Annotated in this window: 23 protein-coding genes and 1 tRNA gene; 3 read left to right on the top strand and 21 right to left on the bottom strand. The window is 70.5% G+C overall.

The window, feature by feature from the left end; all coding sequences use genetic code 11:
• Nucleotides 1-8 precede the first annotated feature (8 nt).
• The 14 genes from IT072_RS10620 to dusB form a co-directional block, all read right to left on the bottom strand.
• A complete protein-coding gene (locus IT072_RS10620; RefSeq protein WP_223356271.1) occupies nucleotides 9-347 on the bottom strand; it encodes an SHOCT domain-containing protein in 339 nt (112 codons plus the stop codon).
• Between the two features lie 132 nt (nucleotides 348-479).
• Nucleotides 480-1,142, bottom strand: coding sequence for a response regulator transcription factor (locus IT072_RS10615; protein ID WP_223356268.1), 663 nt, complete (start codon nucleotides 1,140-1,142; stop codon nucleotides 480-482).
• Nucleotides 1,139-2,320 (bottom strand): sensor histidine kinase, encoded by a 1,182-nt coding sequence (locus IT072_RS10610; protein WP_223356267.1) that lies wholly within the window; start codon nucleotides 2,318-2,320, stop codon nucleotides 1,139-1,141. Before IT072_RS10610 ends, IT072_RS10615 begins: the two co-directional genes overlap by 4 nt.
• 287 nt (nucleotides 2,321-2,607) lie before the next feature.
• Nucleotides 2,608-2,683: transfer RNA gene (locus IT072_RS10605), tRNA-Asn, on the bottom strand.
• 88 nt (nucleotides 2,684-2,771) lie between these two features.
• Nucleotides 2,772-3,785 carry a D-isomer specific 2-hydroxyacid dehydrogenase family protein gene (locus IT072_RS10600; protein WP_223356265.1) on the bottom strand — a complete coding sequence of 338 codons (1,014 nt, stop codon included), beginning with the start codon at nucleotides 3,783-3,785 and terminating at the stop codon, nucleotides 2,772-2,774.
• Nucleotides 3,786-3,813: 28 nt separating this feature from the next.
• On the bottom strand, nucleotides 3,814-4,662 hold the full coding sequence (locus IT072_RS10595; protein WP_223356263.1) for an ATP-binding cassette domain-containing protein: 849 nt from the start codon (nucleotides 4,660-4,662) through the stop codon (nucleotides 3,814-3,816).
• Between the two features lie 9 nt (nucleotides 4,663-4,671).
• Nucleotides 4,672-6,360, bottom strand: a complete 1,689-nt coding sequence (locus tag IT072_RS10590; protein ID WP_223360950.1) for an ABC transporter ATP-binding protein — start codon at nucleotides 6,358-6,360, stop codon at nucleotides 4,672-4,674.
• A gap of 14 nt (nucleotides 6,361-6,374) precedes the next feature.
• Nucleotides 6,375-7,463, bottom strand: coding sequence for an ABC transporter permease (locus IT072_RS10585; RefSeq protein ID WP_223356261.1), 1,089 nt, complete (start codon nucleotides 7,461-7,463; stop codon nucleotides 6,375-6,377).
• 2 nt (nucleotides 7,464-7,465) lie between these two features.
• A complete protein-coding gene (locus IT072_RS10580) occupies nucleotides 7,466-8,563 on the bottom strand; it encodes an ABC transporter permease (RefSeq protein WP_223356259.1) in 1,098 nt (365 codons plus the stop codon).
• A 76-nt stretch (nucleotides 8,564-8,639) separates the two neighbouring features.
• Nucleotides 8,640-10,268 carry an ABC transporter substrate-binding protein gene (locus IT072_RS10575; RefSeq protein ID WP_223356257.1) on the bottom strand — a complete coding sequence of 543 codons (1,629 nt, stop codon included), beginning with the start codon at nucleotides 10,266-10,268 and terminating at the stop codon, nucleotides 8,640-8,642.
• A 209-nt stretch (nucleotides 10,269-10,477) separates the two neighbouring features.
• Nucleotides 10,478-12,370, bottom strand: coding sequence for a DNA primase (gene dnaG, locus IT072_RS10570; protein WP_223356248.1), 1,893 nt, complete (start codon nucleotides 12,368-12,370; stop codon nucleotides 10,478-10,480).
• A 50-nt stretch (nucleotides 12,371-12,420) separates the two neighbouring features.
• Entirely contained in the window at nucleotides 12,421-13,554 is a 1,134-nt protein-coding gene (locus IT072_RS10565) for a DUF4282 domain-containing protein (RefSeq protein WP_223356246.1), read from the bottom strand.
• A 70-nt stretch (nucleotides 13,555-13,624) separates the two neighbouring features.
• Nucleotides 13,625-14,905 carry a deoxyguanosinetriphosphate triphosphohydrolase gene (locus IT072_RS10560; protein WP_442786805.1) on the bottom strand — a complete coding sequence of 427 codons (1,281 nt, stop codon included), beginning with the start codon at nucleotides 14,903-14,905 and terminating at the stop codon, nucleotides 13,625-13,627.
• Between the two features lies 1 nt (nucleotide 14,906).
• Nucleotides 14,907-16,097 (bottom strand): tRNA dihydrouridine synthase DusB, encoded by a 1,191-nt coding sequence (gene dusB, locus IT072_RS10555; RefSeq protein ID WP_223356245.1) that lies wholly within the window; start codon nucleotides 16,095-16,097, stop codon nucleotides 14,907-14,909.
• Between the two features lie 33 nt (nucleotides 16,098-16,130).
• Between dusB and IT072_RS10550 the strand changes: the two genes are divergently transcribed.
• A complete protein-coding gene (locus tag IT072_RS10550; protein ID WP_223356244.1) occupies nucleotides 16,131-16,649 on the top strand; it encodes an aminoacyl-tRNA deacylase in 519 nt (172 codons plus the stop codon).
• 151 nt (nucleotides 16,650-16,800) lie between these two features.
• Complete coding sequence (locus IT072_RS10545; RefSeq protein ID WP_223356243.1) at nucleotides 16,801-17,721, top strand: DUF559 domain-containing protein; 921 nt, start codon at nucleotides 16,801-16,803, stop codon at nucleotides 17,719-17,721.
• 53 nt (nucleotides 17,722-17,774) lie between these two features.
• On the opposite strand, the gene IT072_RS21270 is transcribed toward IT072_RS10545, so the two are convergent.
• From IT072_RS21270 to recO, 4 genes are read right to left on the bottom strand one after another with little or no spacing between them, the layout of a single operon-like run.
• On the bottom strand, nucleotides 17,775-17,897 hold the full coding sequence (locus IT072_RS21270; protein ID WP_263282043.1) for a hypothetical protein: 123 nt from the start codon (nucleotides 17,895-17,897) through the stop codon (nucleotides 17,775-17,777).
• Nucleotides 17,894-18,565 carry a DsbA family oxidoreductase gene (locus tag IT072_RS10540; protein WP_223356242.1) on the bottom strand — a complete coding sequence of 224 codons (672 nt, stop codon included), beginning with the start codon at nucleotides 18,563-18,565 and terminating at the stop codon, nucleotides 17,894-17,896. Before IT072_RS10540 ends, IT072_RS21270 begins: the two co-directional genes overlap by 4 nt.
• 29 nt (nucleotides 18,566-18,594) lie before the next feature.
• A complete protein-coding gene (locus tag IT072_RS10535) occupies nucleotides 18,595-19,443 on the bottom strand; it encodes an isoprenyl transferase (protein ID WP_223356241.1) in 849 nt (282 codons plus the stop codon).
• Nucleotides 19,440-20,213, bottom strand: coding sequence for a DNA repair protein RecO (gene recO, locus IT072_RS10530; RefSeq protein WP_223356240.1), 774 nt, complete (start codon nucleotides 20,211-20,213; stop codon nucleotides 19,440-19,442). Before recO ends, IT072_RS10535 begins: the two co-directional genes overlap by 4 nt.
• A gap of 60 nt (nucleotides 20,214-20,273) precedes the next feature.
• On the opposite strand from recO, the gene IT072_RS10525 reads away from it, so the two are divergent.
• Entirely contained in the window at nucleotides 20,274-21,035 is a 762-nt protein-coding gene (locus IT072_RS10525) for a trimeric intracellular cation channel family protein (protein WP_223356238.1), read from the top strand.
• Nucleotides 21,036-21,095: 60 nt separating this feature from the next.
• On the opposite strand, the gene leuA is transcribed toward IT072_RS10525, so the two are convergent.
• From leuA to IT072_RS10510, 3 genes are all read right to left on the bottom strand, one after another.
• Nucleotides 21,096-22,871 carry a 2-isopropylmalate synthase gene (gene leuA / locus IT072_RS10520; RefSeq protein ID WP_223356230.1) on the bottom strand — a complete coding sequence of 592 codons (1,776 nt, stop codon included), beginning with the start codon at nucleotides 22,869-22,871 and terminating at the stop codon, nucleotides 21,096-21,098.
• 134 nt (nucleotides 22,872-23,005) lie between these two features.
• Entirely contained in the window at nucleotides 23,006-25,633 is a 2,628-nt protein-coding gene (locus IT072_RS10515; RefSeq protein ID WP_223356228.1) for a bifunctional lysylphosphatidylglycerol flippase/synthetase MprF, read from the bottom strand.
• Nucleotides 25,630-26,916 (bottom strand): alpha/beta hydrolase, encoded by a 1,287-nt coding sequence (locus IT072_RS10510; RefSeq protein WP_223356226.1) that lies wholly within the window; start codon nucleotides 26,914-26,916, stop codon nucleotides 25,630-25,632. Before IT072_RS10510 ends, IT072_RS10515 begins: the two co-directional genes overlap by 4 nt.
• Nucleotides 26,917-26,986 lie beyond the last annotated feature (70 nt).

Here is a 26,986-nt window from a genome sequence, read left to right as displayed (position 1 = left end):
CGAAGCGCTCAGGCGCCGTCCGTGCGGTTCGCCCGCAGCACTTCGAGCCGGGCGCGGTACTCGGCCTCGTCGATATCGCCGTTGGCGTAGCGCTGCGCGAGCGTCTGCTCCGCCGAGCGGGTGGCCGAATGCGGACCCCAGCCCGCGCCGGGGCCGAACCCGCCCGGGCCGTACCCGCCGCGCATCGCGGCCGCCCGACGCCAGCGGCGACCGGCGAGCCCGAAGAGGAGCACGAAGACCGCTACCCAGAAGATCGGGATGAAGATCCACCACCAGCCGAACACGGGTCCGGCCCAGACGGTGCAGGGGGCGGCGGCGAGTGCCGTCGCGACGGAGGAGCTGAACATGGTGCGTCCAATCGGTCGATGTCCGTCCGCGGCTCTCGCGGACGATGCATCCAGCCTCCGTCCGGGGCCCCCGCCGCGAATCCGCCGTCGGGAGTGACCTGGCCTACTCCCCCGGGTGCACGGCCGAGTCGGTCAGCTCCGCCCGGGGCGGACGAGTCCAGTCTCGTAGGCGAGCACCACGAGGTGCACGCGGTCGCGGGCGCCCAGCTTGGCGATGATGCGCGACACGTGGGTCTTCGCCGTCAACGGGCTCAGATAGAGCCGCTCGGCGATCTCCGCGTTGGTGAGGCCGTGGCCGACGAGGGCGAGGACCTCCCGCTCCCGATCGGTGAGCGCCGAGAGGCGCTCCAGGTCGGGAGCCGGGCCGAGGCCGCCCGCGACCCGGGCGATCAGCCGGCGGGTCGCGCCGGGCGACAGCGGGGCGTCCCCCTCGGCGACGACGCGGATCGCGCGCAGCAGCTCGACCGGCTCGGTGTCCTTCACGAGGAATCCGCTCGCGCCCGCCAGGATGGCCTGCGCGACGTACTCGTCGAGCTCGAAGGTCGTGACGACCACGACGCGGGTCCCCGCGAGCGCCGGGTCGGCCACGATCTCCGCGGTCGCCCACAGCCCGTCGCCGTCGGGCATGCGGATGTCCATGAGGACGATGTCCGGGCGGGTCCGTCGCACCGCGGCGACGGTCTCACGCCCGGTCGGAGCCTCGCCCACGACCTCGATGCCGTCCTCGGCCTCGAGGAGCGCCCGGAACCCGGCGCGGACGAGATGCTGGTCGTCCGCCAGGAGCACGCGGATCACGCGGCCTCCGCCGGACGGGCGGGAAGACGCGCCTCGACGGTCAGGCCGCCGCCGGGCGTCTCCCGCGTGGCGAAGCGGCCGCCGAGGAGCTCTGCGCGCTCGCGCATCCCGAGCATCCCCTTGCCCTCGATGAGCGGTTCGCCCGCACGATTGCGGCCGTCGTCGGCGATGGTGAGCACGTACCAGCCACCCTCCTCGGCGAGGCGGATGCGGACGGTGTGCGCCTGCGCGTGCCTGCCGGCGTTGGTGAGGGACTCCTGCGCGATCCGGTACAGGGCGTGCCCGGTCGCGGCGGACGCGCCCTCCCCCAGCGCGTTCTCGAACGTCACGTCGAGCCCCGCGCGCCGATACGTCTCGACCAACACGGGGATGCGGGACAGGTCCGGCTCGGGACTGCGCTCGGCGTAGCCGTCCGAACGGAGGAAGCCGAGGACGCCGCGCACCTCCTCGAGCGCCTGACCGCTGGTCGTCTTGATGGCTTCCAGGCTCTCGCGCGCCTTGTCGGGCCGGGAGTCGAAGAGGTGCAGACCGACACCGGCCTGCACGCTGATCTGTGACAGCGAGTGCGCGAGGACGTCGTGGAGCTCGCGCGCGATCCGCAGCCGCTCCGCCTCCGCCGCGGCCTCGCGTCGCGCCGCGATCGCCCGGGAGATCTCCCGATACCGCTCGCGCCGGTTGCGCACCGCCTCCCCGACGCCGACGAGCAGGCAGAGGATGAGCGCCAGGATCAGCGGACGGATCATCGCCGTGGGCCGCTCGGTGAGGAGGAACGCAGCGAGAGGAGCCGCGACGGCGAAGCCGGCGAGCGTCCACCACGCCCAGACCCGGGCGCCCCGGACCACGGCTCCGATGACGGCGAACGCGAGCGGGACGGCGGCGAACGGCGGCCCCGCCGTGAGCGCGATCGCGGGAGCGCAGAGCACGGCCACGGCGACCAGCACGGAGCCGGGATGCGCGCGACCGAACGCCAGGAGCGCGGAGGAAAGGAACGCCACGGCGACCGCTGCCGCCGTAAGGGGGTGCGCCGCGCTGTCACCGAGTGCGATCAGCACGCCCGGCACCTGGATCAGCGCCGCGACGACGACCGGGAACCAGCGCGATCCGCGGGGTCGCTCCGGCGCCGCCCAGCCGGGCACGCGCCCACCCGCGAGCGGATCGATGCGGGAGGACCAGGCCATCTCCCCATGCTAATCACGCGCCGCAACGCCGACGTGCGCCCGGGGGCGTGATGCGGATACTCCCGGCTACTCCCCCGGGAGTACGCGGTTCGCGCACAGTCGGCGCGCGGATCGTGCTCGACGTCGCCTTCGCGCCGCGCTCATCCCGGCACGCGGTCATCATCATTCGTGGCTCGAAGGGAGACCGGGCGCATGAACGACGGATGTATTCCGCATCGGGCATGAAAAAAGATCCCGGTCGACTCGCCCTGTGCTCTGACGCATTGGGCTCATCGACCGGGATCCGGTGGCTCCCCGACTTGGACTCGAACCAAGAACCTGCCGGTTAACAGCCGGCTGCTCTGCCAATTGAGCTATCGAGGAATGCTTGTTCAGCGAAGCTACTCTAGCAAGGATTCGACCGGGTTATGAAATCGGCACTGCATCTCGCGCGCGTCGCGCCGGGGCGCGCTCAGTAGCCCGCTTCGGGGTCCACCAGACCGACGAACCGGCCGTCGCCGAGGAAGGCCGACACGTTGAGTCGCACGCGCTCGGCGAGCAACGGCGCCACCATCTCCGGGGTGTCCGCCTGGTGCGGGGTGATGAGACAGCTCGGCTCGTCCCAGAGCGGATGACCGTCCGGGAGCGGCTCCGGGTCGGTCACGTCGAGGCCGGCGCCGGCGATCCCGCCGTCCCGGAGGGCGGCGAGCAGCGCGTCCGTGTCGACGAGTCCGCCACGGGCGATGTTGACGAGGAGGGCGGTCGGCTTCATGGCCGCGACCTCCGGCGCACCGATCAGCTCCCGTGTGCCGCCGGTGAGCGCAGCCGCGACCACGACGATGTCGGCCGTCGGCAGCGCCTCCGCCAGACGGTCGGTCGTGAGCGTCCGCGCGGCCCCCGGGACCGGCTCTGCCGAGCGCCGCACCACCGTGATGCGTGTGCCGAACGGCTCCAGCAGCCGCATCAGCTCGAGCGCGATGCCGCCTGCTCCGATGAGCACGACGTCCATCCCGTACAGGGAACGACCTTCGGGCTCTGTCGCCCAGCTGCGGGCGCGCACCCGCTTCGGGATGACCCGCAGCAGCGAGAGGGTGAGGGTGAGGGCGTGCTCCGCGACCGGCTGCGCGTAGGCGCCCTTGGCGCTCGTCCACACGAGACCGGGACGCGCGTGCGCCGCGATCGTCGGGGAGAACGCGTCGACGCCCGCGAACGGCAGCTGGACCCAGGTGATCGACGGGTGCGCGTCCATGGCCGCGGCGAAGCCGTCCGGGTCCCTGTAGTCCAGCCACACGAGCCCTCGGGTGCTTTCCGAGAGGGGCTCGACCGTCCCTCCCCCTGCCCGGACCGCGTCGACGAAGGTCTGCTCGGCGCGGGGCAGGATGGCGATCGGGCCCGGCTCGGGCCGTCGATCGGCCGGAAGCGGCCGGACTTCTCCGGCGAGGACGGCGCGATGCTGGCCCGCACCGGATGCGGTGGACGACGACATGGGGTGCTCCCTGTTCACTCGGCGATCCTCACTCGGCGGCGCGCTGCGGTCGGCGCTCGGTGCGACGGGAGGAGGTGCCCAGCGCCTTCGCCAGCCCGGCGACGAACGGGTGCGTCGGGTCGGCGAGCACGTCCTCGATGGGGCCGTATCCGACGGTGCGGCCGGCCTGCAACACCAGGCACGCGTCGGTGGCACGCCGCAGCACCGAAGGATCGTGGCTCACGATCACGGCCGAGAAGTCGTCGTGCCCCCGCAGCTGAGCCAGGAGGTCGATCACCGCATCGCGGACGGTCGCGTCGATCCCGGCTGTCGGCTCGTCGGCGACGAGCACGCTCGGTCCGAGCACGAGCGCCCGGGCCAGCGCCACGCGCTGCCGCTGACCGGAGCTGAGCTCGTACGGGTACTTCGTCAGCACGCTCAGCGGCAGGTGCACGGTGTCCAGGATGGTGGCCGCCCGCGCTCCCGCGGCTCGGCGCGAATAGTGCTGGTCGCGCTCGAAAATCGGCAGCGTCACGTTGTCTTGCACCGTCAGCGACGGCTCCAGGGTGCTCGCCGCGTCCTGCGGCAGGTACCCGACGTGGAAGGTCACCTCGGCGAGATCGCGCCGGCGCGCCTTGCGGAGCTGGTGCCCGAGAACCGTCGCCTGACCCCCGCTGATCCGTGGGCCGGGGTCGGCCGACCGGGGCGGCAGCACGTGCCCGGCGAGCACCTCCGCCAGCGTGCTCTTGCCCGACCCGGTCTCGCCGAGCACACCGAGGATCTTCCCCGTCTCCAGCCGGAAGCTCACCCCGCGCAGGGCGACGCACGACGGGCTGACGCCCCGCGCAGGGTATTCGACGGACAGGTCGCTGACGACGATGGCGGGATCGGAACTCACATGACGACCCTAGGCGCTCTGCTCCCTCAGGGCGCGGAGCGCCTCGCGCCGCTCGGCCTGTTCCACCGGATCCGGCACCGGGAGAGACGCGAGCAGCCGCTGTGTGTACGGCTCCTGCGGGTCGACCAGCACCTGCTCACCGGTGCCCTCCTCCACCAGCCTGCCGTGGTGCAGCACCGCGATCCGGTCCGCCAGCAGGTCGACGACGGCCAGGTCGTGGCTGATGAACAGCGAGGCGAAGCCGAACTCGCGCTGCAGCTCGGCGAAGAGCTCCAGCACACGCGCCTGCACGGAGACGTCGAGCGCGGACGTCGGCTCATCCGCGATCAGGAGCGACGGCTCGAGCGCGAGCGCTCGGGCGAGGCTCGCTCGCTGTCGCTGACCTCCCGAGAGCTCGTGCGGGAACCGGTCGCCGTAGCTGCGGGGCAGCTGAACGGCCTCGAGCAGTTCGTCCACGCGGACCCGGGCGTCGGCGGGCGAATCGGCACGACCGTGCACCACGAGCGGCTCGGCGACGCAGTCGGCGATGGTGAGCAGCGGGTTGAAGCTCGATGCCGGGTCCTGGAACACGAACCCGATCTCGCTCCGCACGGGGCGGAACTCCCTCTCCCGGACGCCGTTCATCTCGATCCCGAGCACGTTCAGCGAACCGCCCGTCACCCGGTTCAGCCCGGCGATCGCACGGCCGATGGTCGTCTTGCCCGAACCGGACTCGCCCACCAGGCCGAGCACCTCCCGCGGCCGGATCTCGAAATCGACGCCGTCGACCGCCACGAAGCCGGGGCGTCCCAACCGGCCGGGGTACTGGATGCGCAGGTCTCGGGCCGCGACGACGGGGGCGTGGTCGGCCGCCGACTGCCGCGCTGCGGCGCGCTCGCGGGTCTGCACCGTCCCCTGCCCGATCTTGGGAACGGCCGCCAGCAGCTTCTTGGTGTAGTCGGCCTGCGGCGAGGCGAACAGCGTCCGCACATCCGCCTGCTCGACCAGTCTGCCCTGGTACATGACCGCCACCCGGTCGGCGAGGTCGGCGACGACGCCCATGTTGTGGGTGATGAGCACGATCGCGGCGCCGAACTCGTCGCGGCAGCGGCGCAGGAGGTCGAGGATCTCGGCCTGGACCGTCACGTCGAGCGCGGTGGTCGGCTCGTCGGCGACGATGAGCCCGGGATTGAGGACCAGCGCCATCGCGATGACGATCCGCTGCTTCTGCCCGCCGGAGAACTGGTGCGGGTAGTACTTCACCCGCTTCTCCGGCTCCGGGATCCCCACCCGCTCGAGGATCTCCACGGCGCGAGCCCGCGCCTCCTTCCTGGAGAGCTTCCCGTGGGCCCGGAGGCCCTCCGCGATCTGCCAGCCCACCGGGTAGACCGGGTTCAGCGCCGTCGACGGCTCCTGGAAGACCATCGCGACGTCGGTGCCGCGCACCGCGCGCAGCTGGCGCTTGCTCAGCGTGACGATGTCCGCCTCGCTCCCGCCGTCCTTGCTGCGCAGCACCACGGCGCCCGAGGCGGTGGCCGTCTCGGGCAGCAGCCCGAGGATGGTCTTCGCGGTGACCGTCTTGCCCGAACCCGACTCGCCGACGATCGCCAGGACCTCCCCCGGCGCCACGCTCAGCGTCACATCGTCGACGGCCTTGACCGCCCCGGCGTCGGTGGCGAACGTCACCGACAGATCGTCGATCTGCACCACGGTGTCCAACGTCTTCGCGTCGCTCACGGCTTGACCTCGATTCCGTGCTCGTCGAAGGACTCGCCGCCCTCCAGTCCATCCAACCCCGCCGGTCCCGCTTCGAGCGGGCCGCCGGGGATCACCGAGGTCTCCGCGACCAGGCCCGACGCCGCAGCGGCCCGGCGCCGCCCGCGCAGACGCGGGTCGGCCAGGTCGTTGAGGCTCTCGCCGACGAGGGTGATGCCGAGCACCACCAGCACGATCGCCGCACCGGGGAACACCGCGGTCCACCAGATCCCGCTCGTCACGTCCGAGAGCGCCTTGTTGAGGTCGTAGCCCCACTCGGCCGCCGCGGTCGGCTCGATGCCGAAGCCGAGGAATCCCAGCCCCGCCAGCGTCAGGATCGCCTCGGAGGAGTTCAGCGTGAAGATCAGCGGCAGAGTTCGCGTGGAGTTGCGCAGCACGTGCCGGAACATGATGCGGGTGTTGCTCGCCCCCACCACCTTCGCCGACTCCACGTACGCCTCCGCCTTGATGCGCACGGCCTCGGCGCGGATCACGCGGAAATACTGCGGGATGAACACGACGGTGATCGAGATCGCCGCCGCGAGGATGCCGCCCCAGAGGCTCGACTGCCCTCCGCTGACGACGATGGCGACGATGATCGCGAGCAGCAGGGACGGGAACGCGTAGATCGCATCGCAGATGACGACGAGCACCCGGTCGAGCCAGCCGCCGAAGTACCCGGACACGAGCCCCAGCACGACGCCGGCGAAGATCGACAGGACCACCGCGACGATGATGACCAGGAGTGCCGTCTGCGCACCCCAGATCGTGCGGGAGAACACGTCGTACCCGCCGACCGTGGTGCCCCAGATGTGCGCGCCGCTCGGCGGCTGCTGCGAGCCGAACTGTCCGCCCGGACCACTCAGCTGCGAATAGCCGTACGGGGCGACGATCGGCGCGAAGATCGCGATGAGGATGAACAGGCCCGTGATGGCGAGACCCGCGATCAGCATCCCGCGCTGCAGCCCGACGCTCTGCCGGAGCTGGTGGACGACGGGAAGGCGGGACCAGAGGGAGCGCCTGGCGGCTGGTCGAGGCCGAGCCGACGTGTCGATGTGCTGCGTCATCGTCAGTACCTCACTCTCGGGTCGATGAGCGCCGCGATCACGTCGACGATGAAGTTCGTCAGCGCGACGATCACCGCGAGGAGCGCGACGAGCCCCTGCACGGCGACGAAGTCGCGTGCCGAGAGGTAGTGGAACAGCTGGAAGCCCAGTCCCTTCCACTCGAACGTCTTCTCGGTGAGGATCGCACCGCCCAGCAGCAGAGCGATCTGCAGGCCGATGACGGTGATGATCGGGATGAGCGCCGGACGGTAGGCGTGCTTGCGGACGAGCCTGCTCTCGCGGACGCCGCGCGACCGCGCCGCGTCCACATAATCGGTCGACAGCGTCCCGATCACATTGGTGCGCACGAGCCGGAGGAAGACCCCTGCGGTGAGGAGGCCGAGCGCGATGCCGGGGAGGATCGCGTGCGAGAGCACATCCCCCACCACAGCCGGGTCCCCGGTCTGGATCGAGTCGATCAGGTAGATGCCGGTCTTGGTGTCGAGCGTCTGCATCTCGATCTCCGAGCCGGTGGAGGCACGGCCCGCGACCGGCAGCCAGTTCAGCCAGACGGCGAAGACGAGTTTCAGCAGCATTCCCGCGAAGAAGACGGGCGTGGCGTAGCAGATGATCGCGAAGACCCGCAGCACCGCGTCCTGCCCCTTGTCGCGGAAGTAGGCCGCGACCATCCCGAGCGGGATGCCGACGATGAAGGCGACGATGAGCGCGTAGAACGCGAGCTCGAGGGTCGCGGCGCCGTAGGTGATGAGCACCTGCGTCACGGGCTGGTTGTCCGTGAACGTCGTGCCGAAGTCTCCGCGCAGGATCATGCCCAGGTAGTCGAAGTACTGGACGATGAGCGGCCGGTCGTATCCCGCCTCGTGGATGCGCGCCTGCAGCTGGGCGGGCGGCAGCTTGCCGCCGAGCGCGGCCGTGATCGGGTCGCCCGTCGAGCGCATCAAGAAGAAGACGACGGTGACGAGGATGAAGATCGTGGGGATGATGAGCAGCGCGCGGATGATCAGGTACCGGCCGAGGCCGCCCCCCGATCGTCGCTTCGCCGTCGTGCGTACGGGGCCGGGGGCCGCTCCGGGCGCCGGAGTGCTGACTGTCGCGGTCATGGAAGCCAATCGTGGTGGTTCGTGGGAGGGGGCGGCCCGCACGCGACGGACCGCCCCCGGTTGCCGGCTGTGCGGCTCAGCCCTTGGCGAGGGCCGCGTAGCGGAACTTGAACGACGGGTCGAGCGTCTTGTCGGCGCCCGTCACCGTCTTGCCGACCACGGCGACCTGCGCACCCTGCAGCAGCGGCAGCGTGCTGAGGTCGGCGCCCACCTTGGCCTGGATCTCCTCGATCAGCTTGGTGCGGGCGTCCTTGTCGGTGGTGCCGAGCTGCTGCTCGATCAGGGACTGGACCTGGGGGTTGTCGTAGTGGTTCGCCAGGAAGTTGTCCTTGATGAAGAACGGCGACAGGTAGTTGTCGGCGTCGGAGTAGTCCGGGAACCAGCCGAGCTGGTACGCCGGGTAGACGTCGGCGGTGCGGTCCTTGGAGTACTGCACCCACTCGGTCGACTGCAGGTTGACCGTGAACAGGCCGCCCTTCTCGAGCTGCTCCTTGACCAGCGCGTACTCGTCGCCGGAGGACGGGCCGTAGTGGTCGGGGTTGTACTGCAGGCTCAGCGCGACCGGAGTGGTGACCCCGGCGGCCTCCAGGGTCTGCTTCGCCTTCTCGAGGCTCGGGCCGCCGTTGCCGTCGCCGTAGAGGTCCTTCAGCACCGTGGTGGCACCGGTCAGCCCCTCGGGCACGAACGAGTAGAGCGGGGTGTAGGTGTCCTTGTAGACCTGCTTCGCGATCGCGGAGCGGTCGACGAGGTCGGCCGCCGCCTGGCGGACGGCCAGCGCCTTGGCCGCGTCGGCCTCCGGCGTGGTCGCGCCGTACGGCTGCGTGTTGAAGTTGAACACGATGTAGCGGATCTCGCCGCCCGGGCCCTTCACGACCTTGACGTTCTTGTCGCTGCCGAGGCTCTCGATGTCGGTGGCCGACAGGCTGCGGAACGCGACGTCGATCGAGTTCTTCTGGATGTCGAGCTTCAGATTGGACGAGTCGGCGTAGTACTTGACGTTGACCTTCTCCGTCGCCGGCTTGCCGAGCAGGCCTTCGTAGTTGGGGTTCGCCTTGTACGCGATCAGGTTGTTGAAGTCATAGCTGGTGATGTCGTACTGGCCGGCGAAGGCGTGGCCCTTGACGATGTCCGCGTCCGGCGTGACCTTGTCGGCCGAGAAGACCTGCTCGTCCACGATCGGGCCGGCCGGGCTCGAGAGCACCTGCGGGAAGGTCTGATCGTTGGCGACCTTCAGCTTGAAGACGACCGTCGTGTCGTCCGGAGTGGAGACGCTGTCGAGGTTCGCGAGCAGCGAGGCCGGACCGTTGGGGTCGTTGATCTTCAGCTGGCGCTCGAAGGTGAACTTCACGTCCGACGAGGTGAGGTCGTGCCCGTTGGCGAACTTGAGGCCCTTCTTGAGCTTCACGGTGTATTCGTTCGGCGATGTGAAGTCGGCGCTCGTGGCGATGTCCGGCTTGACGTCGGGGCTGCCGTACGGGGTGTTCAGGAGGAACGGGTAGACCTGGTTCATGACGGCGAACGAGCCGTTGTCGTACGAGCCGGCCGGGTCGATCGACGTGATCTTGTCGGTCGTTCCGATGGTCAACGTGCCGCCGCCGCCGGAGCTGCTGTTGCTCCCGGAGCAGCCGACGAGCACGAGCGCGGTCGCCGCGAAAGCGGCGGAGACGGCGAGGACGCGCCGACCGCGGATGTGTGCGGATGTCATATCCGAATACCTCTTCCTGGTGTGGGATAGCCGACACGGCGAGGCACACGAGAGCCCCGATGCCGAATCGCGTACCCATTTCCTAGCACGGATCCGTCGTGCCGACCGCATCAGAAGGCGGAACGCGTCGAATTCTTTACGTGCACGCAACAAACCGCCGCTCATCCGCGCATGCGGGGACGAAATCCATCCAGGCGGTCGGGGATGCGCTACTCGGCCCGGAGGCGCATCCGCTCCTGGTCGATCGAGCTGAGGGCGAGCTGCAGCGACCGGCGCAGCTCGGCCTCCTGCGCGTCGGTGCGGGCGAGCCTCGACGTGAGCTCCGCCTTCTCACGCAGGAGGTCACGGTCGATCAGGCCGTCGAGGATGGAGCGGGCGTAGCGTCCGGCGTCTCCCCCGGCCGCCTGCGGCAGCGTCGCGACCGCGAGACCGTTGACGGTGGGCGCGTACGCCGCGGGGACCTCGGCGAGCACCCGGTCCACCCAACCGGGCGCCGTCATCGTGGCCAGCTGGGTGGCGATGGCGTCGCGGACCACCGCGTGGGTCGGGTTCTGGAACGGGACCTGCACGGCGCGGGCCGCCCGCTCGGCGCCGACCTCCTCGGGCAGCTGGAGGAGCACCATCAGGCATTCGCGCTCGGTCCGCTGCGTCGGATCGGTGAGGTCCGCGGCTCGGATGGGCGCGACCGCCCCCTCGGTGGCCGGGCCTTCGGACCGGCCGCCGTCGGCGGACCGACCGGAGGGTCCGCCGCGCCCGTCGTCGCTGCGGGAGCCGCGTGAGCCGTGCTGTGCGGAGCGGACCGCACGCAGGGCATCCTGCAGGTCGGCGCCGGAGAGGCGGGCGAGCTCGCGCGTGTAGCCGTTCTGCGAGGCGGGATCGCGGATCGTCGCCACGATCGGGGCGCCGGCGCGCAGAGCACCCGCACGTCCCTCCACGCTGTCGAGGTCGAACCGCTCCACGACCTGGCGGATCATGAACTCGAACATCGGCTTCTTGGCGTCGATCATGCGGCGGACGGCGTCATCGCCTCTCGCCAGGCGCAGATCGCACGGGTCGAGTCCGTCCGGACCGACCGCCACGTACGTCTGCGCCGAGAACCGCTGCTCCTCGCCGAAAGCGCGCGCGGCGGCCTTCTGACCGGCGGCGTCGGGGTCGAACGTGAAGATCACCGAGCCCTGGCTCGTGTCGTCCCCCATCACCCGCCGGATCACCTTGATGTGGTCGACGCCGAACGATGTCCCACAGGTCGCGACCGCCGTGGTGATCCCCGCGAGGTGGCACGCCATCACGTCGGTGTACCCCTCCACGACGACGACCTGGTCGTTGCGCGAGATGTCGCGCTTCGCGAGGTCGAGGCCGTAGAGCACCTGAGCTTTCTTGTAGACGGCGGTCTCCGGGGTGTTGAGGTACTTGGGTCCCTTGTCGTCGTCGAGCAGCCGCCGCGCGCCGAAGCCGATCGTCTGACCCGTCACATCCCGGATCGGCCACACCAGCCGCCCGCGGAAGCGGTCGTACACGCCGCGGTCGCCCTGGGAGACGAGACCCGCCGCCACCAGCTCGTCCTGCGTGAACCCCTTCCCACGCAGGTGGGTGGTGAGCTCGTCCCAGCTCTTCGGCGCAAACCCGACGCCGAACTGCGCGGCGGCCTCGGCGCCGAACCCCCGCTCCCCGAGGAACCGGCGACCGGGTTCGGCGTCCGGTGCCGTCAGGCGGTCGCGGAAGAACTCCTCCGCGGCACTGTTGGCGGCGAGCAGGCGGGCGCGGTTGGCGCCCGAACCCTCGGTCGGGCCGCCGCCTTCCTCGTAGTGCAGCTGGTAGCCGATGCGGCCTGCGAGACGCTCGACGGCATCGGTGAACGAGACGTGGTCCATCTTGAGCAGGAACTCGTAGACATCGCCGCCTTCGCCGCAGCCGAAGCAGTGGTAGCGACCGACACCGGGGCGCACGTAGAAGCTGGGGCTCTTCTCGTCGTGGAACGGGCAGAGGCCCTTGAGGGCTCCGACACCGCCGGTCTTGAGGCTGACGTAGTCGCCGATGATGTCGGCGATGTTGGTTCGGGACTTGACCTCATCGATGTCGCTCTGTCGAATCCGGCCTGCCATGCTTCGATTCTAGTGAGCCGCACCGACGAGCGGGTCGCGGACCGGTGCGCTCAGTCGCGCGGAGGGCGCCGCCGGCCGCGCGTGTTCTGCGCGATCTCGATGATCGCCACGAACACCTCGATGCCGACCCGCAGCAGCAGCACCGCCAGGATCGCGGCCACGAGCGTCACCAGCACGCCGAGCAGGAACGCGAACGCGCCGGCCGGAGACTGTGTCGACACCGCGATCGCCAGACTCTGCGAGAACCCGACGAGGATGCCGAGCGCGATCAGCACCAGGCCGACCACGTAGACCGGGCCGGCGAGCCGCCGCGTCACATAGCTCGTGAACGTGAAGTCGAACAGCGCGGAGAAGAACCGGGAATCGTCGAGGCGGTCGGCGAGCTCGACAACGCTGCGACGGCCGCGGGCGTCGGTCGCGGTGGGGTCGGCGGGGTCGGGCTGATCCGCGCCGTCCGGGGCGGGCAGGCCGGAGTCGACGGGCTCGCCGGGATCCGCGGGTCCGGCCGCGCGTGCGTGCCCTGCCGGTGCTGCGTCCTCTCCCGGTGCGCCGGTCTCCGGTGCCGCGGCGGATGGGGACGGTGCGACGGACGCCGCAGGAGGGACCGACGCCGGCTCGGCCGACGCCGCGGGCGTGAGGACCTCGGTCGCCGCTGAGGCCCCCGACGAGGCGGCCGGCTCGGTCGTCCCGGTCGGCTGTGCAGGGTCCGCCGTCGGCGTGGAGGAGGACGCGGCGGTCGTGCTCTCCCGCGTACGCGCTGTCGCACCGCGGACAGGCTTCACCGACGCGAAGATCTCGGTCGCCGAGGGCAGTGTGGGTTCGGCGGGTGCGGCCGGCGTCTCGGACTCCGTGCCCCCCACGTCCGCGCCCGCCAGCGGCGTCGAGGTCCCGAGGGTGGCGTCCATGATGTCCGGCGCCTCGCCGACCGGCGAGGGCGCGGGAGGCTTCGGCACGCGCTTGCGCGGCGTCGACGACGTTCCGGCCGCGCTCTTGCTCGTCTTGCGGGCCGCGGGCTTGCGAACGGCGGGCTTGCGGGCCGGGACCTTCTTCGCGGGCGTGTCGGCGGCAGTGTCCGCGGACCCAGCGGGGGCACCCTCGCCCGTCGCGCGGCTCTCCGTCGACGGCTCCACCGGCGCGGCCGCGTCCGTCCGGTCGTCGTCCGACGGGGGCTGTGGCGTGCTCATGGGTGTCCTTCCGATGGCGTGACCTCCAGCATTCTGCACGTACGGCGGGTATTCAAGCCCGCGCGCCGTGTCAGTGCTGAACGAGTCGTTCGAACCAGCTGAGCGCCGACTGGTCGGTCAGGCTGGCGACCTGATCGACGATCACGCGCTTGCGCTCCGCGTCGCCGCCCGCAAGCCTCCAGTCCTCCGCGAATCCCGGGTCGAGAGCCGCCGGGCCGCGCTCGTACAGCGTGTCGGCGAGCGAGGTGAGGATCTCGCGCTGCTGCGCGTAGATGGGCTGCCGGGTGTTGCGGGACATCACGAAGGTCGCGACGATCCCCTTCAGCACCGCGATCTCCGCTCGGATCTCGTCGGGGACGACGACGTCGGCGCCGAAGCGGATGAGCCCGGTGCTGCCGGAGGCCGCCTTGGTCGCGTGGACCGCCGCGTGGGCGAACCGGCCGATGAGCTGGCTGGTCAGGTTCTTGAGGTGGGCCTGCGCGCGCCGGCTCCCGTCCCAGCTCTCCAGCCAGATGTCGAGGCCGTCGAGCCGGTCGAACGCGGCGATGAGGTCGTCGTGTCCGATCTCGCCTCCCACCCACTCGTGCATCGAGGTGACCAGGTCGTCGTGATCGACGCGGCTGCCGAGGGCGGCGACGTCGATGTAGCCGTTGACGATCGCGTCCTCGAAGTCGTGGACGGAGTACGCGATGTCGTCGGAGAGGTCCATCACCTGCGCTTCGATGCACTGCTGCCGTTCGGGAGCCCCCTCCCGCAGCCAGGCGAAGACCGGCTCGTCGTCGGCGTAGAAGCCGAATTTCGCGCGCCCGCTCGGATCCGCCACCGACGAGGTCGACGGCCACGGGTACTTGCAGCTGGCGTCGAGGCTCGCGCGCGTGAGGTTGAGCCCGTACGGCCGTCCGTCGCGCCCGAACACCTTCGGCTCGAGGCGCGACAGCAGGCGGAGGGTCTGGGCGTTTCCCTCGAAGCCGCCGATATCCGCCGACCATGCGCTCAGCGCACGCTCGCCATTGTGGCCGAAGGGCGGGTGGCCGATGTCGTGGGCGAGACAGGCCGTGTCGACGACATCGGGGTCGAGACCGAGACTGGCCGCCAACTCGCGGCCAACCTGCGCCACCTCCAGGGAGTGCGTCAGCCGGTTGCGGGCGAAGTCGAGGCCGGCGGTCGGGCTCAGCACCTGGGTCTTCGCCGCGAGCCGTCGCAGCGCGCTGGAGTGCAGGAGGCGGGCGCGGTCACGGGCGAAGTCGCTGCGGCGATTCGAGTGGTGCTCGGGCAGCCATCGGTCGCGGTCGCGGTCGGTGTAGCCCAGCTCGTCCGCCGGGGCTCCCCCGTGTGGCGCCGACGTGATCACGCTATCCACCACTGTTGTGCACCTCCGCCTCGGCGACCTCCGCGCGCTGGGCGCCGTCCACCTCGCGGCTCTCGAGCCAGCGCTCCGGCAGGGCCGGACGTTTGGGCGATCCGGCGCGGCCGCGCTGGCCCTCCGCCGCCTCGCCCGGGTATTCCTGTTCGCCGTCGAGGGTCGCGAGCAGGTCGTCCAGGTGCGCGAGCGTGTCGACGGTGGCGAGGCTCGCGCGCAGGTCGCCTCCCACCGGGTACCCCTTGAAGTACCACGCCACGTGCTTGCGGATGTCGCGGCAGCCGCGCTCCTCGCTGTCGAAGAACTCGACGAGCAGCTCGGCGTGCCGCCGGAACGCCGCGGCCACCTCGCCCAGCGTCGGGTGCGCGAGCGCCCGCTCGGCCTCAGCGGCCGAGATCCGTCCTGCCTTCGCGTGGAAGGCGGCCGCGAGGTCGCCGAACAGCCAGGGGCGGCCCAGACAGCCCCGACCGACCACGACGCCGTCGCAGCCGGTCTCGTCGACCATGCGGATGGCGTCGGCGGCCGCCCAGATGTCGCCGTTGCCGAGCACCGGAGTCGACGTGATGGTCTGCTTGAGCGTCGCGATGGCCGACCAGTCGGCATGGCCCGAGTAGAACTCCGCAGCCGTGCGGGCGTGCAGCGCGATCGACGCGACGCCGGCACCCTCCGCCGCCCGCCCCGCCTCGAGATACGTCAGGTGGTCGCTGTCGATGCCCTTGCGCATCTTGACGGTGAGCGGGATGTCGCCGGCGGCCTTCACCGCACCCTCGACGATCTCGCGAAACAGCCCCAGCTTCCACGGCAGCGCAGCGCCGCCCCCTTTGCGGGTGACTTTGGGAACCGGGCAGCCGAAGTTCAGGTCGATGTGATCGGCACGGTCTTCCGCGACGAGCATGGTGACCGCTTCACGGACGGTCTTCGGATCCACGCCGTAGAGCTGGATGGATCGCGGGGTCTCCGACTCGTGGTGGGTGATGAGGCGCAGCGATTCCGGGGTGCGCTCGACGAGCGCGCGGGACGTGATCATCTCGCTCACGTAGAGACCGGCTCCGTACTCGCGGCAGAGGCGACGGAAGGCGGTGTTCGTGATCCCGGCCATCGGCGCGAGCACGACGGGGACGTCGAGGGCCAGCGGACCGATGGTCAGCTGGGGCGCGTGGCTTAGGGTGGCAGTGGTAGACATCTGATCCGATTCTCCCAGAAAGCGTGCTGAACCATGGCCGAGAGCCCGGAAACAGTGGAGAACAGCGCGTCCGGCGCGCCTGTGGATGGCGGTCGCGCCCGCGTGGAGGCCGACGCGGCGGCCCGCGGTGTCCCCATCGACATCGTCGAGCGCCCCGCGGCACGCAGCCTCGAGGAGGCGGCGACCCTCCTCGGGATCGGCCCCGGCGACATCGTCAAGACTCTCGTGGTCAAGCGCAGCGACGACACCTTCGTCTTCGCGCTCGTCCCCGGCGGCCGCAAGATCTCGTGGCCCAAGCTGCGCGGCCTCCTGCAGGTCAACAAGCTTCAGCTCCCCGACGCCTCCGTCGCCCTCGCCGCGACCGGCTACGAGCGGGGAACCATCACGCCCTTCGGCAGCACCACCGCGTGGCCCGTCATCGCCGACGCCTGCATCGTCGGCCGCCGTGTCTCCATGGGCGCCGGTGAGCACGGCCTCTCCCTCTTCGTCGACGCCGACGAGGTGATCCGCGCCTATTCCGCCACCGTCGCCGACATCACCGACCCCGAGTAGCCCGCCAGACCCCGGCGACTGACACCGGCGCATGACACAGGGGTCCCAAACAGCCGCTTCGCGCTCCGCTTTCCGGCAGTTCGAGACCCCCGTGATCCGGGCGCCTGTGGATAACCCCGAACGGCCAGCGTCGGGGTGACAGCGTGTGGGCATGCGCAGACCAGAACCGTTGCCCCCGATCCTCCGCTCCCCGGCCTTCTCGACCGCGACCGCCCGCTCCGCCGGGGTGAACGACGGTCGACTCCGACGCGGCGACCTTGCCCGGCCGCACCACGGCGTACGCGTGCCGCACGCCGACCGTGACGGGAGTCTCGAGGGTGCCTGCCGAGCGTACCGCGCGGCCATGCCGGCCACGCAGTGCTTCAGTCACTCCACCGCTGCGGCTCTGCACGGCCTGTCGCTGCCCGGTCGGCTCCGGGCGGGTGGGCCGCTGCACGTCGCGACGCTCCGTGGAGGCCGCGCGCCGCGCGGCGTCGGGATCGTCGGGCACAAACTGCGGATCACCGCGGATGAGGTGACCCTGGTCCACGGCCTGCGCGTGCCCTCCGTCGAGGAGACCTGGGTGGAGCTCGCGGCGGAGCTGTCGGTGACCGAGCTCGTGCTGGCGGGCGACGCGTGCCTTCGCAGGCGTTCGCCCCTCAGCTCGGTCGATGCGTTGCGTGGCGCGGTCGAGGATGCCAGGACCCGGCCGGGAGTCCGCCGGTTGCGTCAGGCCGTCGAGCTACTGCGGCCGGGGACGGATTCGCCGATGGAGTCCCTGCTGCGTCTCATGCTCGTCGACGCCGGGCTCCCCGAGCCCGCGGTCAATCTGCCCGTCTTCACCGCCGGCGGCCTCGTGCTGCACGGCGATCTCGTCTATCCGGTCGAGCGGGTGGTCGTCGAGTACGACGGCGACCATCACCGCACCGATCCGGTGCAGTACGAGCGGGACGTCGATCGCCTCTGGGCGCTCGAGCAGGCCGGATGGCGCGTGGTTCGCATCAATCGCTCCCATGTCGCGCGCGGCTCCCGGCCGGCCGTCGACCGCGTGCGTCGCGTTCTCGCGCAACAGCGGGGTCGCGTACTGCCGTGATGGACGCGCCAGTCCGACAGCATGCGACCCCGCTGCTCAGGCGGGAGTGGACCTCAGCCGGGGAGGGCGCAGGAGTCGCCGTCGCAGGAGGCGGCGGAGGCGTCGCCGAGGGGGATGAGGGTGACCGGCGGCGTCGCGGCCGCGGCGACCGCGGCCGAATCAGCAGCGCCGGTCACGCGGTCACCGCCGCGCGCTCGTTCCAGACCTGCTCCAGCACCTGGGCGAAGGTGGCGGCGTCCTGCGCGCCGGAGACGCCGTATTTGCCGTCTATGACGAAGAATGGCACGCCGTTGATACCGAACTCACCGGCGGTGCGCTGGTCCTCACGGACGGCCGGGAGGTACTGCTCCGACTCGAGGGCGGTGATGGCCTCGGCGCGGTCGAGACCGACGGAGGCGGCGAGATCGGCCAGGTCCTCGATGCGGCCCACGTGGCCGCCCTCGACGAAATAGGCCTGGAACAGGCGCTCTGCGAGCTCGAGCTGCTTGCCGTGGGCCTTGGCGAAGTGGAGGAGCTCATGCGCCTTGACCGTGTTGGTGTGCTTGAGGTGCTCGAAGTCGTAGTCGAGTCCGACGGACGAGGCGATGCCTGTGACGCGCTCGAGCATCTGCTCGACCTGATCGGCGGGAAGGCCCTTGTGCCCGGAGAGGAAGTCGACCTCGCTGCCGTCGAAGTCGACGGGGGTGTCCGGCGAAAGCTCGAAGGAGTGGTACTCGACCTCCACGTCGCGTCCGTCTCCCGCGCCGGCGAAGAGGCCGCTGCCCGCTTCGAACTTGCGCTTGCCGATATAGCACCACGGGCACGCGATGTCGGACCAGATGTCGATCTTGATGGGTTCGCTCACACTGGTTCCAACATCCCGCACGGCTGCAGCTATTCCGAACCCGCCGAGGCGGAGGAACGCGCGCCATCGGCGGCCCCGGCGGTGGGCGTGTCGATCGCTCCGCCGAACCGCCGGTTGCGTCCCGCGTAGAGTCCGACGGCCTCCCAGAGATCGGTGCGGCTGAAGTCCGGCCACAGCGTATCGAGGAACACCATCTCGGCGTACGCGCTCTGCCAGAGGAGGAAGTTGCTCGTGCGCTGCTCCCCCGAGCTCCGCACGAACAGGTCGACATCCGGCATGTCGGGCAGGTAGAGATGACGCTGGATGGTCTTCTCCCCCACGGCGGACGGCTTGAGCCTCCCTGCGGCGACCTCCTCGGCGATCGAGCGCACGGCGTCGGCGATCTCGGTGCGGCCTCCGTAGTTGACGCACATCGTCAGGGTGAGAACATCGTTCCCGGCGGTGAGCTGCTCGGCGTACTGCAGCTCCTTGATGACCGACCCCCACAAGCGCGGCTTGCGGCCGGCCCAACGGACCCGCACGCCCCACTCGTTCAGCTGATCGCGCCTGCGGTGCAGAACGTCCCTGTTGAAGCCCATGAGGAAGCGGACCTCGTCGGGCGAGCGCTTCCAGTTCTCGGTGGAGAAGGCGTAGACGCTGAGGTGCTTGACACCGATCTGGATCGCGCCGGCCACGACGTCGAGCAGCGAGGCCTCCCCCGCGCGGTGGCCCTCGATGCGCGTCAGGCCCTGCCGATTGGCCCACCGGCCGTTGCCGTCCATGACGATCGCCACGTGCGCCGGCACCGCGGCGGCGGGAAGCGGCGGCGGGTAGACGCCGGTCCAATCGAGGGGGCGGTACTCGACCGCATCCTTGTGCGTGTATGGCTTGGGGCTCATGCGCTCCCCTTCCGATCGAGCCGTCGCTGCGCGGCGTCGGCGGGGGCGTCGTGGTGCACGTGCTGGAGGGAGCGCAGGCCGCGCTCGAGGTGCCATTGGGTGTACGCCGAGACGACGCCGTCCGCTTTGGAGCGCGTCCCCTCGTCCGCCGCCTCGGCGGCCGCCCAGTCCCCGGTGAGCAGGGCGCCGAGGAGGTCGATCGTCGCCATGTCCACGCGCGGCGCCCCGTGCGGCGCGCACTCGGGGCAGACCACGCCCCCGAGCTGCACGACGATGTGCTCGTGGGGGCCGGGGCGGCCGCAACGCGCGCAGTCGAGGAAGCTCGGCGCCCAGCCGGCCAGCGACAGCGCCCGCAGCAGGTACGAGTCGAGCGTGAGCGTCGGCGTGTGCTCGCGGCGGGACAGGGAGCGGAGGGCGCCGACGAGCAGCAGGTACTGCTGCAGCGACGCCTCGGCGTCGGTGAGACGGTCCGCAGCCTCGACCATCGCGTTCGCGGCCGTGTAGCTTGCGTAGTCGTCCGCGATCAGCGCACCGTAGCCCCCCAGCGACTCCGCCTGCGTGACGACGTCGAGGGTGCGGCCCTCATACAGCTGGATGTCCGCCACCATGAACGGTTCGAGGCGCGACCCGAAGCGCGACGCCGTGCGGCGAACGCCCTTCGCCACGGCACGGATCTTGCCGTGCTGGCGGCTGAGCAGCGTGACGATGCGATCGGCTTCCCCCAGCTTGTGGGTGCGCAGCACGACGGCTTCATCACGATAGACAGGCACCTCCCGATTATCTCGCGCGAGACCGACAGTCGCGGCCAGCGCCGCGTGGTAGAAGTGACTGTGAGCACCACCGCCCTGATCATCCCGCTCTGGGGAGACCTCGTCGCCGTCGGCATCGGCAGCCTGCAGGGGGCGATGTTCGCATCCGGTTTCCGGGATCGACGGCTCGACCTGCTCGGCGTGGCGATCATCGGCGTGGCGACCGGGGTCGGCGGGGGTCTGCTCCGTGACCTGCTGCTCACCGTGACCCCGGTCGCCCTGCAGTCGAACTGGTACCTGCCGGCGACCGTGTTCGCCGCACTGGTCGGGATGCTGCTGGTGCGGCTCTTCCGGCGGCTCGACCCGCTGATCACGTTCCTCGACGCCCTGACCATCGGCCTTTTCGGTGCGATCGGCGCGAGCAAGGCCCTGTCGCTCGGCCTCCCGGAGGTGCCCGCCATCTTCGTGGGAGTCGTCGCGGCGGTCGGCGGTTCGATCCTGCGGGACGTCCTGCTGAACCTCCCGATCGCGCTGATGCACGTGGGGTCGCTCTACGCCGTCGCCGCCGGCGCGGGCACGGTCGTGCTGGTCGTGCTGATCGACCTCGGTGTTCCGCTCACCATCGCGGCGATCGTGTGCGTGCTCGTCACCCTCGTCATCCGCCTGCTCGCCGTCCGATTCGGCTGGAGCCTGCCGGAGCAGCGCGAGCTGGGGCGCCTGCCCCGGGTGCGCTGGCGCCGATTCGCGACCCGGCCGCCCGAGACCCACGTCGACGACAGGACGGACACGGGTGCCATCCCGCGTTACCGCATCGACAAGCCGGACGCGGACGCCGACGCCTGATCGCTCCCGCAGGCACGAACGCCGCCCGCTCCCGCGGACGGCGTTCGACGCGAACCGGTGTCAGACCGTGACGAGCTCCGCCTCCGCCGCGGTGCCAGCCGACGCGCGCACCGCACGGTTGACCGCCGACACGACGGCCTTGAAGGACGCGGTGGTGGTGTCGCCGTCGATCCCGACGCCCCACAGGCGCACGCCGTCGACGTCGAGCTCGATGTATGCCGCCGCCAGGGCGGACTCGCTCGCGGACAGCGTGTGCTGCGAGTAGTCGTAGAGGTGCGCGTTGATCCCGCGGGCGTTGAGGATGTCGATGAAGGCGGCGATCGGGCCGTTGCCCTCGCCGGTGACCTTGGAGACGGTGTCGCCGTCGCGCAGCGCGACGGTGAGGCTGACGTGGTCGCCCGACTCGTTGGTCGTCGAGGTGCCGCCCAGCTCGAAGCGGCCCCACTTGGCGTCGGCGTCGGTCGCGGGCGCCGGCAGGTACTCGTCCTGGAAGATGTCCCAGATCTGCTCGCTCGTGACCTCGCCTCCCTCGGCGTCGGTCTTCGCCTGCACGACGCCGGAGAACTCGATCTGCAGCTTGCGCGGCAGGTCGAGCGCGTGGTCGGTCTTCAGCAGGTAGGCCACGCCGCCCTTGCCCGACTGCGAGTTCACACGGATCACCGCCTCGTAGCTGCGGCCCAGATCCTTCGGGTCGACGGGCAGGTAGGGCACCGCCCAGACCAGGTCGTCGACCGACGTGCCCTCGGCCTCGGCGCGCGCGGCCATCGCCTCGAAGCCCTTCTTGATGGCGTCCTGGTGGGAGCCGCTGAAGGCGGTGAAGACCAGGTCGCCTCCCCACGGGCTGCGCTCGCCGACGGGCAGCTGGTTGCAGTGTTCGACCGTCCGCTTGATCTGGTCGATGTCGCTGAAGTCGATCTGCGGGTCGATCCCCTGCGTGAACAGGTTGACGCCCAGCGTCACCAGGTCGACGTTGCCGGTGCGCTCGCCGTTGCCGAACAGGCAGCCCTCGATGCGGTCCGCACCGGCCATGTAGCCCAGCTCGGCCGCGGCGACGGCGGTGCCGCGGTCGTTGTGCGGGTGCAGCGACAGGATGACGTTCTCGCGGTGGTTCAGATGGCGCGACATCCACTCGATCGAGTCGGCGTAGACGTTCGGGGTCGCCATCTCGACCGTGGCGGGCAGGTTGATGATGACCTTGCGGTCCGGGGTCGGCTCGAAGATCTCGATCACCTGGTTGCAGATGTCGGCGGCGAACTCCAGCTCGGTGCCGGTGTAGCTCTCGGGCGAGTACTCGTAGTAGATCTCGGTGCCGGGGACCAGCGACTCCATCTCGCGGCAGAGCCGGGCACCGGCCAGCGCGATGTCGACGACGCCCTGCTGGTCGGTGCGGAAGACGACGTCGCGCTGCAGGATGCTCGTCGAGTTGTAGAGGTGCACGATGGCCCGCTTGGCGCCGACCAGCGACTCGTACGTGCGCTTGATCAGGTGCTCACGCGCCTGGGTCAGTACCTGGATGGTGACGTCGTCCGGGATCGCACCCTCCTCGATCAGGCTGCGGACGAAGTCGAAGTCGGTCTGGCTCGCGCTCGGGAACCCGACCTCGATCTCCTTGTAGCCCATGCGCACGAGCAGGTCGAACATGATCCGCTTGCGCTCGGGGCTCATCGGGTCGATGAGTGCCTGGTTGCCGTCGCGCAGGTCCACGGCGCACCAGCGCGGCGCGGTGGTGATCCGGTTTCCCGGCCAGGTGCGGTCCGGCAGGTCGACACGGATCTGCTCGTGGAACGGGCGGTACTTGTGGATCGGCATGGCGCTCGGCGCCTGCGTGTTCTTCATGGTCTGTTTTCTCCTCGCGGTGTGGTGTGGAGAGCCGACGACGAACTCCGCGACGAGGGAGGCCCGGAACTAGGACTCGTCGCGGCAGCTAAGAAGGAGCAGACCGTACACAGGAACGAGGGTACCACGCATGGTCAGGAGCGACCGCGCGCCAGCGACGCCGCCTGGCGCACCGACAGATCGGGGAGGTAGGCGCGCACCAGGCCGATCCCGATCTCCGGCAGCGCGACCGGGTCGGGGTAGGCCATGATCAGCGGGTGCAGCTCGGGCTGGAACTTCTGCTTGAAGTTGAGCAGCGAGCGGAACCCGTAGACCGGCTCGAGCGAGGTGCTGAGGTAGCCCAGGATGCGGTCCATCCCGCTCTTCTCTCCGTCGGGGGTCCCCGCCGTGTGCGCGAGGGGCGCGGCCGAGAGGCTCATGAACTCCACACCGTCCGCCTTCATGCGGGTGGCGGACTCCGCGATGAGGAACTCCATCACTCCGTTGATGCTTCCCGGCCGACGCCGCATGAAGTCGAGGGTCCAGCCGATCACGACGCCGTCGCGCCAGGTGGGGAGCCAGCTGGTCACGCCCTCGATGCGACCGCTCTCGTCGATGGCGAGCATGAGGCGCACCGCCGGATCGCGGAGCTCGTCGATGCCGCCCAGCGTGAACCCCATCTCGGGCAGGTCCTTCTCGGCCACCCACTGCTCCGAGATGTCGGAGATCTGGACCGTCGCACTGAGCGGCAGCGCCGGGTACGATGTCCACTCGGCACGGATCCCCGCTCGCTGCGCACGGTTGATGGAGGTGCGGACGTCCTGCCACTTCTTGCCGGTGGTCGCCCAGTTCTGCGGGCGGATCACCGTCTCCTCCGCGACGGTCATCGTCGACCAGCCCATGCGCTCGAAGAGCGGCTGGTAGTCGTCCTCCACGCTGTAGAAGACGGGGATCCAGCCGTTGTCGTCGCAGAACCGGGCGAATCGTTCGATGGTGCCGTCGTGCGGGGGCGGTGCGCCGAACGGGCCGCCCGTCGTGATGGCGACACGGCCGACCACCCGGTAGGCGATGGCACCGCCCTCCGGGCCGTCGAACCAGTGGCTCGTGCCGGGCCAGGTCGCCATGAAGGAGAGCGCGTCTCCCCCGCCGCGCAGGAGGCTGTCGCGCACCCGGGCCGCTTCGTCCGGGGAGCGGCCGATGGTCCCGCGGCCGAGCATGGGAGGGAGGGCCGCGATGATCGCGATCAACCAGAACAGGGTACCGATGTTGTGGTACACGAGAGAGGCCAGCGGCGTCGTCGGGAGGTACTGCACGGGCTCCCGACGCAGGAAGCTCACGGGGACGAAGCGCTCGAAGACGTCGTCGAGGAGGTCGCCGATGTCGATCGGCCGCGTGAACCCGGTGTCGCGCTGGAGCCACCCGACGAGCACGTACAGCGCGGCGAGCCCCACGGCGGACCCCACCACCGTGATCAGGTAGCGGCGCACGGCGCGGGCCGTCGGCAGCACCGGGAAGTGCCGGCGGAGGACGATGAGGAGGATGGCCATCACCAGGGGGACGGCGGACGAGATCGCGAGGATCGCCGTCACCTCCCAATACCGGGGCGAGAGCGCGGCGCGGGTGGCGGCGCCCGCGACCGGGAGGATGCCGAAGTAGAGCATGGAGAGCACGGCGAGCAGGCCGTTGACGCCCACCGCGAGCCACACGGCGAATCGCCGACCGCGCAGGAGCCCGAAGGCGGCGACCAGCAGCACGAGCAGGGGCAGCACCGACAGCAGCACGGGCCCCAAGCCGTTGATCCGCTCCAGCGTGATCTCGCGGACGCAGTCCCGGGTCACCGCGAACGCCTGGCAGCGCTCCAGGACGTTGCCGCGGTTCGCGACGTCGTCGCTGAAGAGCAGGCCGATCGGCGACAGCAGACCGTAGCGCGAGCGGGTCAGCAGGCCGATCACCGGTCCGATCGCGGTGATGGTCACGGCCGACGCGAGCAGCACCCGGATCTCGTGATGGGAGCTGCGTCGCCAGCCGCGCGCGCGGCCGGACCGGTTCAGCAGTGCGCCGACCGCGAGTCCGGCGAGCACGGCCAGCAGCCGGTCGAGGTCGGAGGGGAAGCCCGAGTAGAGCAGGAACATGATCGCCACGAGCAGCGTCATCACCCGGATGCGCCGCCGCCACAGCGGGCCGGCGAACGCGCTCGCCGCCATGATCGTGCCGCCGATCGCCGTGAAGGAATCGAGCGATACGAAGCGGTGCACGTTGCTGGACCACATCTCACCCGTCTGGGCGCCGAGCAGCTGGAGAGCCGAGCCGAGCACGATTCCGATGACCGGTGTGACCACGAAGGCGAGCGCGGTGCGCCACGTCCGCATCAGGTGCTCGGAGGCGCCGACGAGCACGACGAGGAGCACGAGCGTGACGATCAGCTCCGCGAGATTGCTCGTGAACAGGACGGACGTGAGGGGCGACCACCAGTGCCCGTCCGCGATCTGGGCAGCGCCGGTCCCCACCCAGATGCGCAGCGGTCGGTGGGGACCGTGGAGGGGCCCCGTGACCAGCGCCAAGACCAGCACGAGCAGCGTGATCCCGGCGGTGAACGGATAGCGCGCGATGATGCGCCCCACCCGGTGCACAGGACGCTCCTGCGTCTGCACAGCGAGGGTCCCGGTCAGGGGCAAGGGCTCCCGCGCCCGCTCGGGCGCCGGTCGCTCGAGTGTGGACTGCTCGGGTGTGGGCTGCTCGGGTGTCGGCTGCTCGCGCGTCGCCTGCTGCTCGTCGTCACTCATCGGCCGAGTCCCATCTCCCTGGCGATGGCCGGGAAGCCGTCGTGCAGGGTGTGCCGCACCGTGTTCCAATCATGAGCCGTGCCCGGGGAGATCAGCAGCTCGCTGTGGATGCCCGCCTTCTGCGCGGCCGCGTGGAGCGTGCGGGCGAACGCCGTGTACTTGGCGTCGTTCTGCCCGACCCCGAACACGATCGTCGAATTCTTGTACGGCGCGTTGGCGGCCATCATGGCCAACGGCTGCGCGGCCTCGAAGGCCTTCGCCGATCCGCCGAAGCCCGTGTCGATGGTGAGCGTGCGGTCGCCGAGAGTCGGACCCAGCTCGCTCGAGGAGGCGAGGGCGGAGCCGAACAGCTCCGGATGTCCCGTCGCGAACTGCACCGCGCAGGTCGCCCCTTGCGAGTACCCGAAGACGCCCCACGCGGCAGGGTCGCTGCTGACCCGCAGATGCGACGAGATCCAATCGCGCACGTCGTGGAGGAGGTAGCTGGCCGAGTTGCCGTACTCCCGCGAGTCGACGCACATCGGGTTGCGGCCGGGGCCGCCGAGTTGGTCGACGGCGACCACGATCGGCGCGTAGCCGTCGTGCGCCGCCGCGAAGGCATCCATCTCGGGACCGAGACGTCCCGCCGTGAACATGTCGGCGGGGGCTCCGGGCTGCCCGGAGAGGGCGTACAGGACGGGGAGCGCGGGCGGCTTGGCCGTGAGCGCGACGGGTGGGAGGTAGACGACGGCGGTGCGTGCCGGGAACTGCGACGTGGTGCCCGGGATGTCCACGGTCCCGATCTCGCCCTTCGCCGGCACCGTCTGCCCCGGCGTCGCCGTCGATGCGTAGTCCGTGCCGATGTCGAGCACCTCCCCGCGCTCCGCGTGCAGGTGGAGGGACCGGTAGGGCACGACCCCGAGCGCGTCGTTGAGATCACGGTACGCCCCGAAGTCCACGTTCACGCCGGCCGCGGCGGTGGCGAGGAACACCGGGATGCTCACGACGGCGATCACCTTGCGCCACCAGCGCGAACGGAACAGGTTCGCGATGGCGAGGCTCACCCCGGCGAAGCCGAGCGCCGCCCAGAAGGTCGTCACCGGTGTCAGCCCCACGCCGAAGACGTCGAAGACGTCGTCCGAGATCCAGACCACCAGCCAGCCCAGGAGACCGCCGCCGACGGCCGCGAGGAGGCCCGCGAGCATACGCCGACCGGTCGGCCGCACCAGCAGGTACAGCGCCAGCACCGCGGCGACGAGGTCGAGGGCGATGAGGAACGGCGGCTTGTCGATCCTCAGTGTCATGAGCCAGTTCAGGGCGGGTCCTCTCCTCGGTGCGCTGCCATTATCCGGGTCACAGCTCTCCCAGAGCTGG

This window comes from Leifsonia sp. ZF2019 (genome assembly GCF_019924635.1).
Lineage (GTDB): Bacteria > Actinomycetota > Actinomycetes > Actinomycetales > Microbacteriaceae > Leifsonia.
The sequence above is the reverse complement of the archived record's forward strand: the minus strand, read 5'-3'. Positions and strand labels throughout refer to the sequence as shown.

Bases quoted from the DNA above. Each gene is read 5' to 3' on its own strand.
- dusB (WP_223356245.1), bottom strand. From the start codon at position 16,097: ATGTCTACCACTGCCACCCTAAGCCACGCGCCCCAGCTGACCATCGGT.
- IT072_RS10565 (WP_223356246.1), bottom strand. From the start codon at position 13,554: ATGAGCACGCCACAGCCCCCGTCGGACGACGACCGGACGGACGCGGCC.
- IT072_RS10515 (WP_223356228.1), bottom strand. From the start codon at position 25,633: ATGAGTGACGACGAGCAGCAGGCGACGCGCGAGCAGCCGACACCCGAG.
- leuA (WP_223356230.1), bottom strand. From the start codon at position 22,871: ATGAAGAACACGCAGGCGCCGAGCGCCATGCCGATCCACAAGTACCGC.
- IT072_RS10610 (WP_223356267.1), bottom strand. From the start codon at position 2,320: ATGGCCTGGTCCTCCCGCATCGATCCGCTCGCGGGTGGGCGCGTGCCC.
- IT072_RS10535 (WP_223356241.1), bottom strand. From the start codon at position 19,443: ATGAGCCCCAAGCCATACACGCACAAGGATGCGGTCGAGTACCGCCCC.
- IT072_RS10580 (WP_223356259.1), bottom strand. From the start codon at position 8,563: ATGACCGCGACAGTCAGCACTCCGGCGCCCGGAGCGGCCCCCGGCCCC.
- IT072_RS10545 (WP_223356243.1), top strand. From the start codon at position 16,801: ATGCGCAGACCAGAACCGTTGCCCCCGATCCTCCGCTCCCCGGCCTTC.
- IT072_RS10620 (WP_223356271.1), bottom strand. From the start codon at position 347: ATGTTCAGCTCCTCCGTCGCGACGGCACTCGCCGCCGCCCCCTGCACC.
- IT072_RS10585 (WP_223356261.1), bottom strand. From the start codon at position 7,463: ATGACGCAGCACATCGACACGTCGGCTCGGCCTCGACCAGCCGCCAGG.
- IT072_RS10575 (WP_223356257.1), bottom strand. From the start codon at position 10,268: ATGACATCCGCACACATCCGCGGTCGGCGCGTCCTCGCCGTCTCCGCC.
- IT072_RS10510 (WP_223356226.1), bottom strand. From the start codon at position 26,916: ATGACACTGAGGATCGACAAGCCGCCGTTCCTCATCGCCCTCGACCTC.
- dnaG (WP_223356248.1), bottom strand. From the start codon at position 12,370: ATGGCAGGCCGGATTCGACAGAGCGACATCGATGAGGTCAAGTCCCGA.
- IT072_RS10600 (WP_223356265.1), bottom strand. From the start codon at position 3,785: ATGTCGTCGTCCACCGCATCCGGTGCGGGCCAGCATCGCGCCGTCCTC.
- IT072_RS10550 (WP_223356244.1), top strand. From the start codon at position 16,131: ATGGCCGAGAGCCCGGAAACAGTGGAGAACAGCGCGTCCGGCGCGCCT.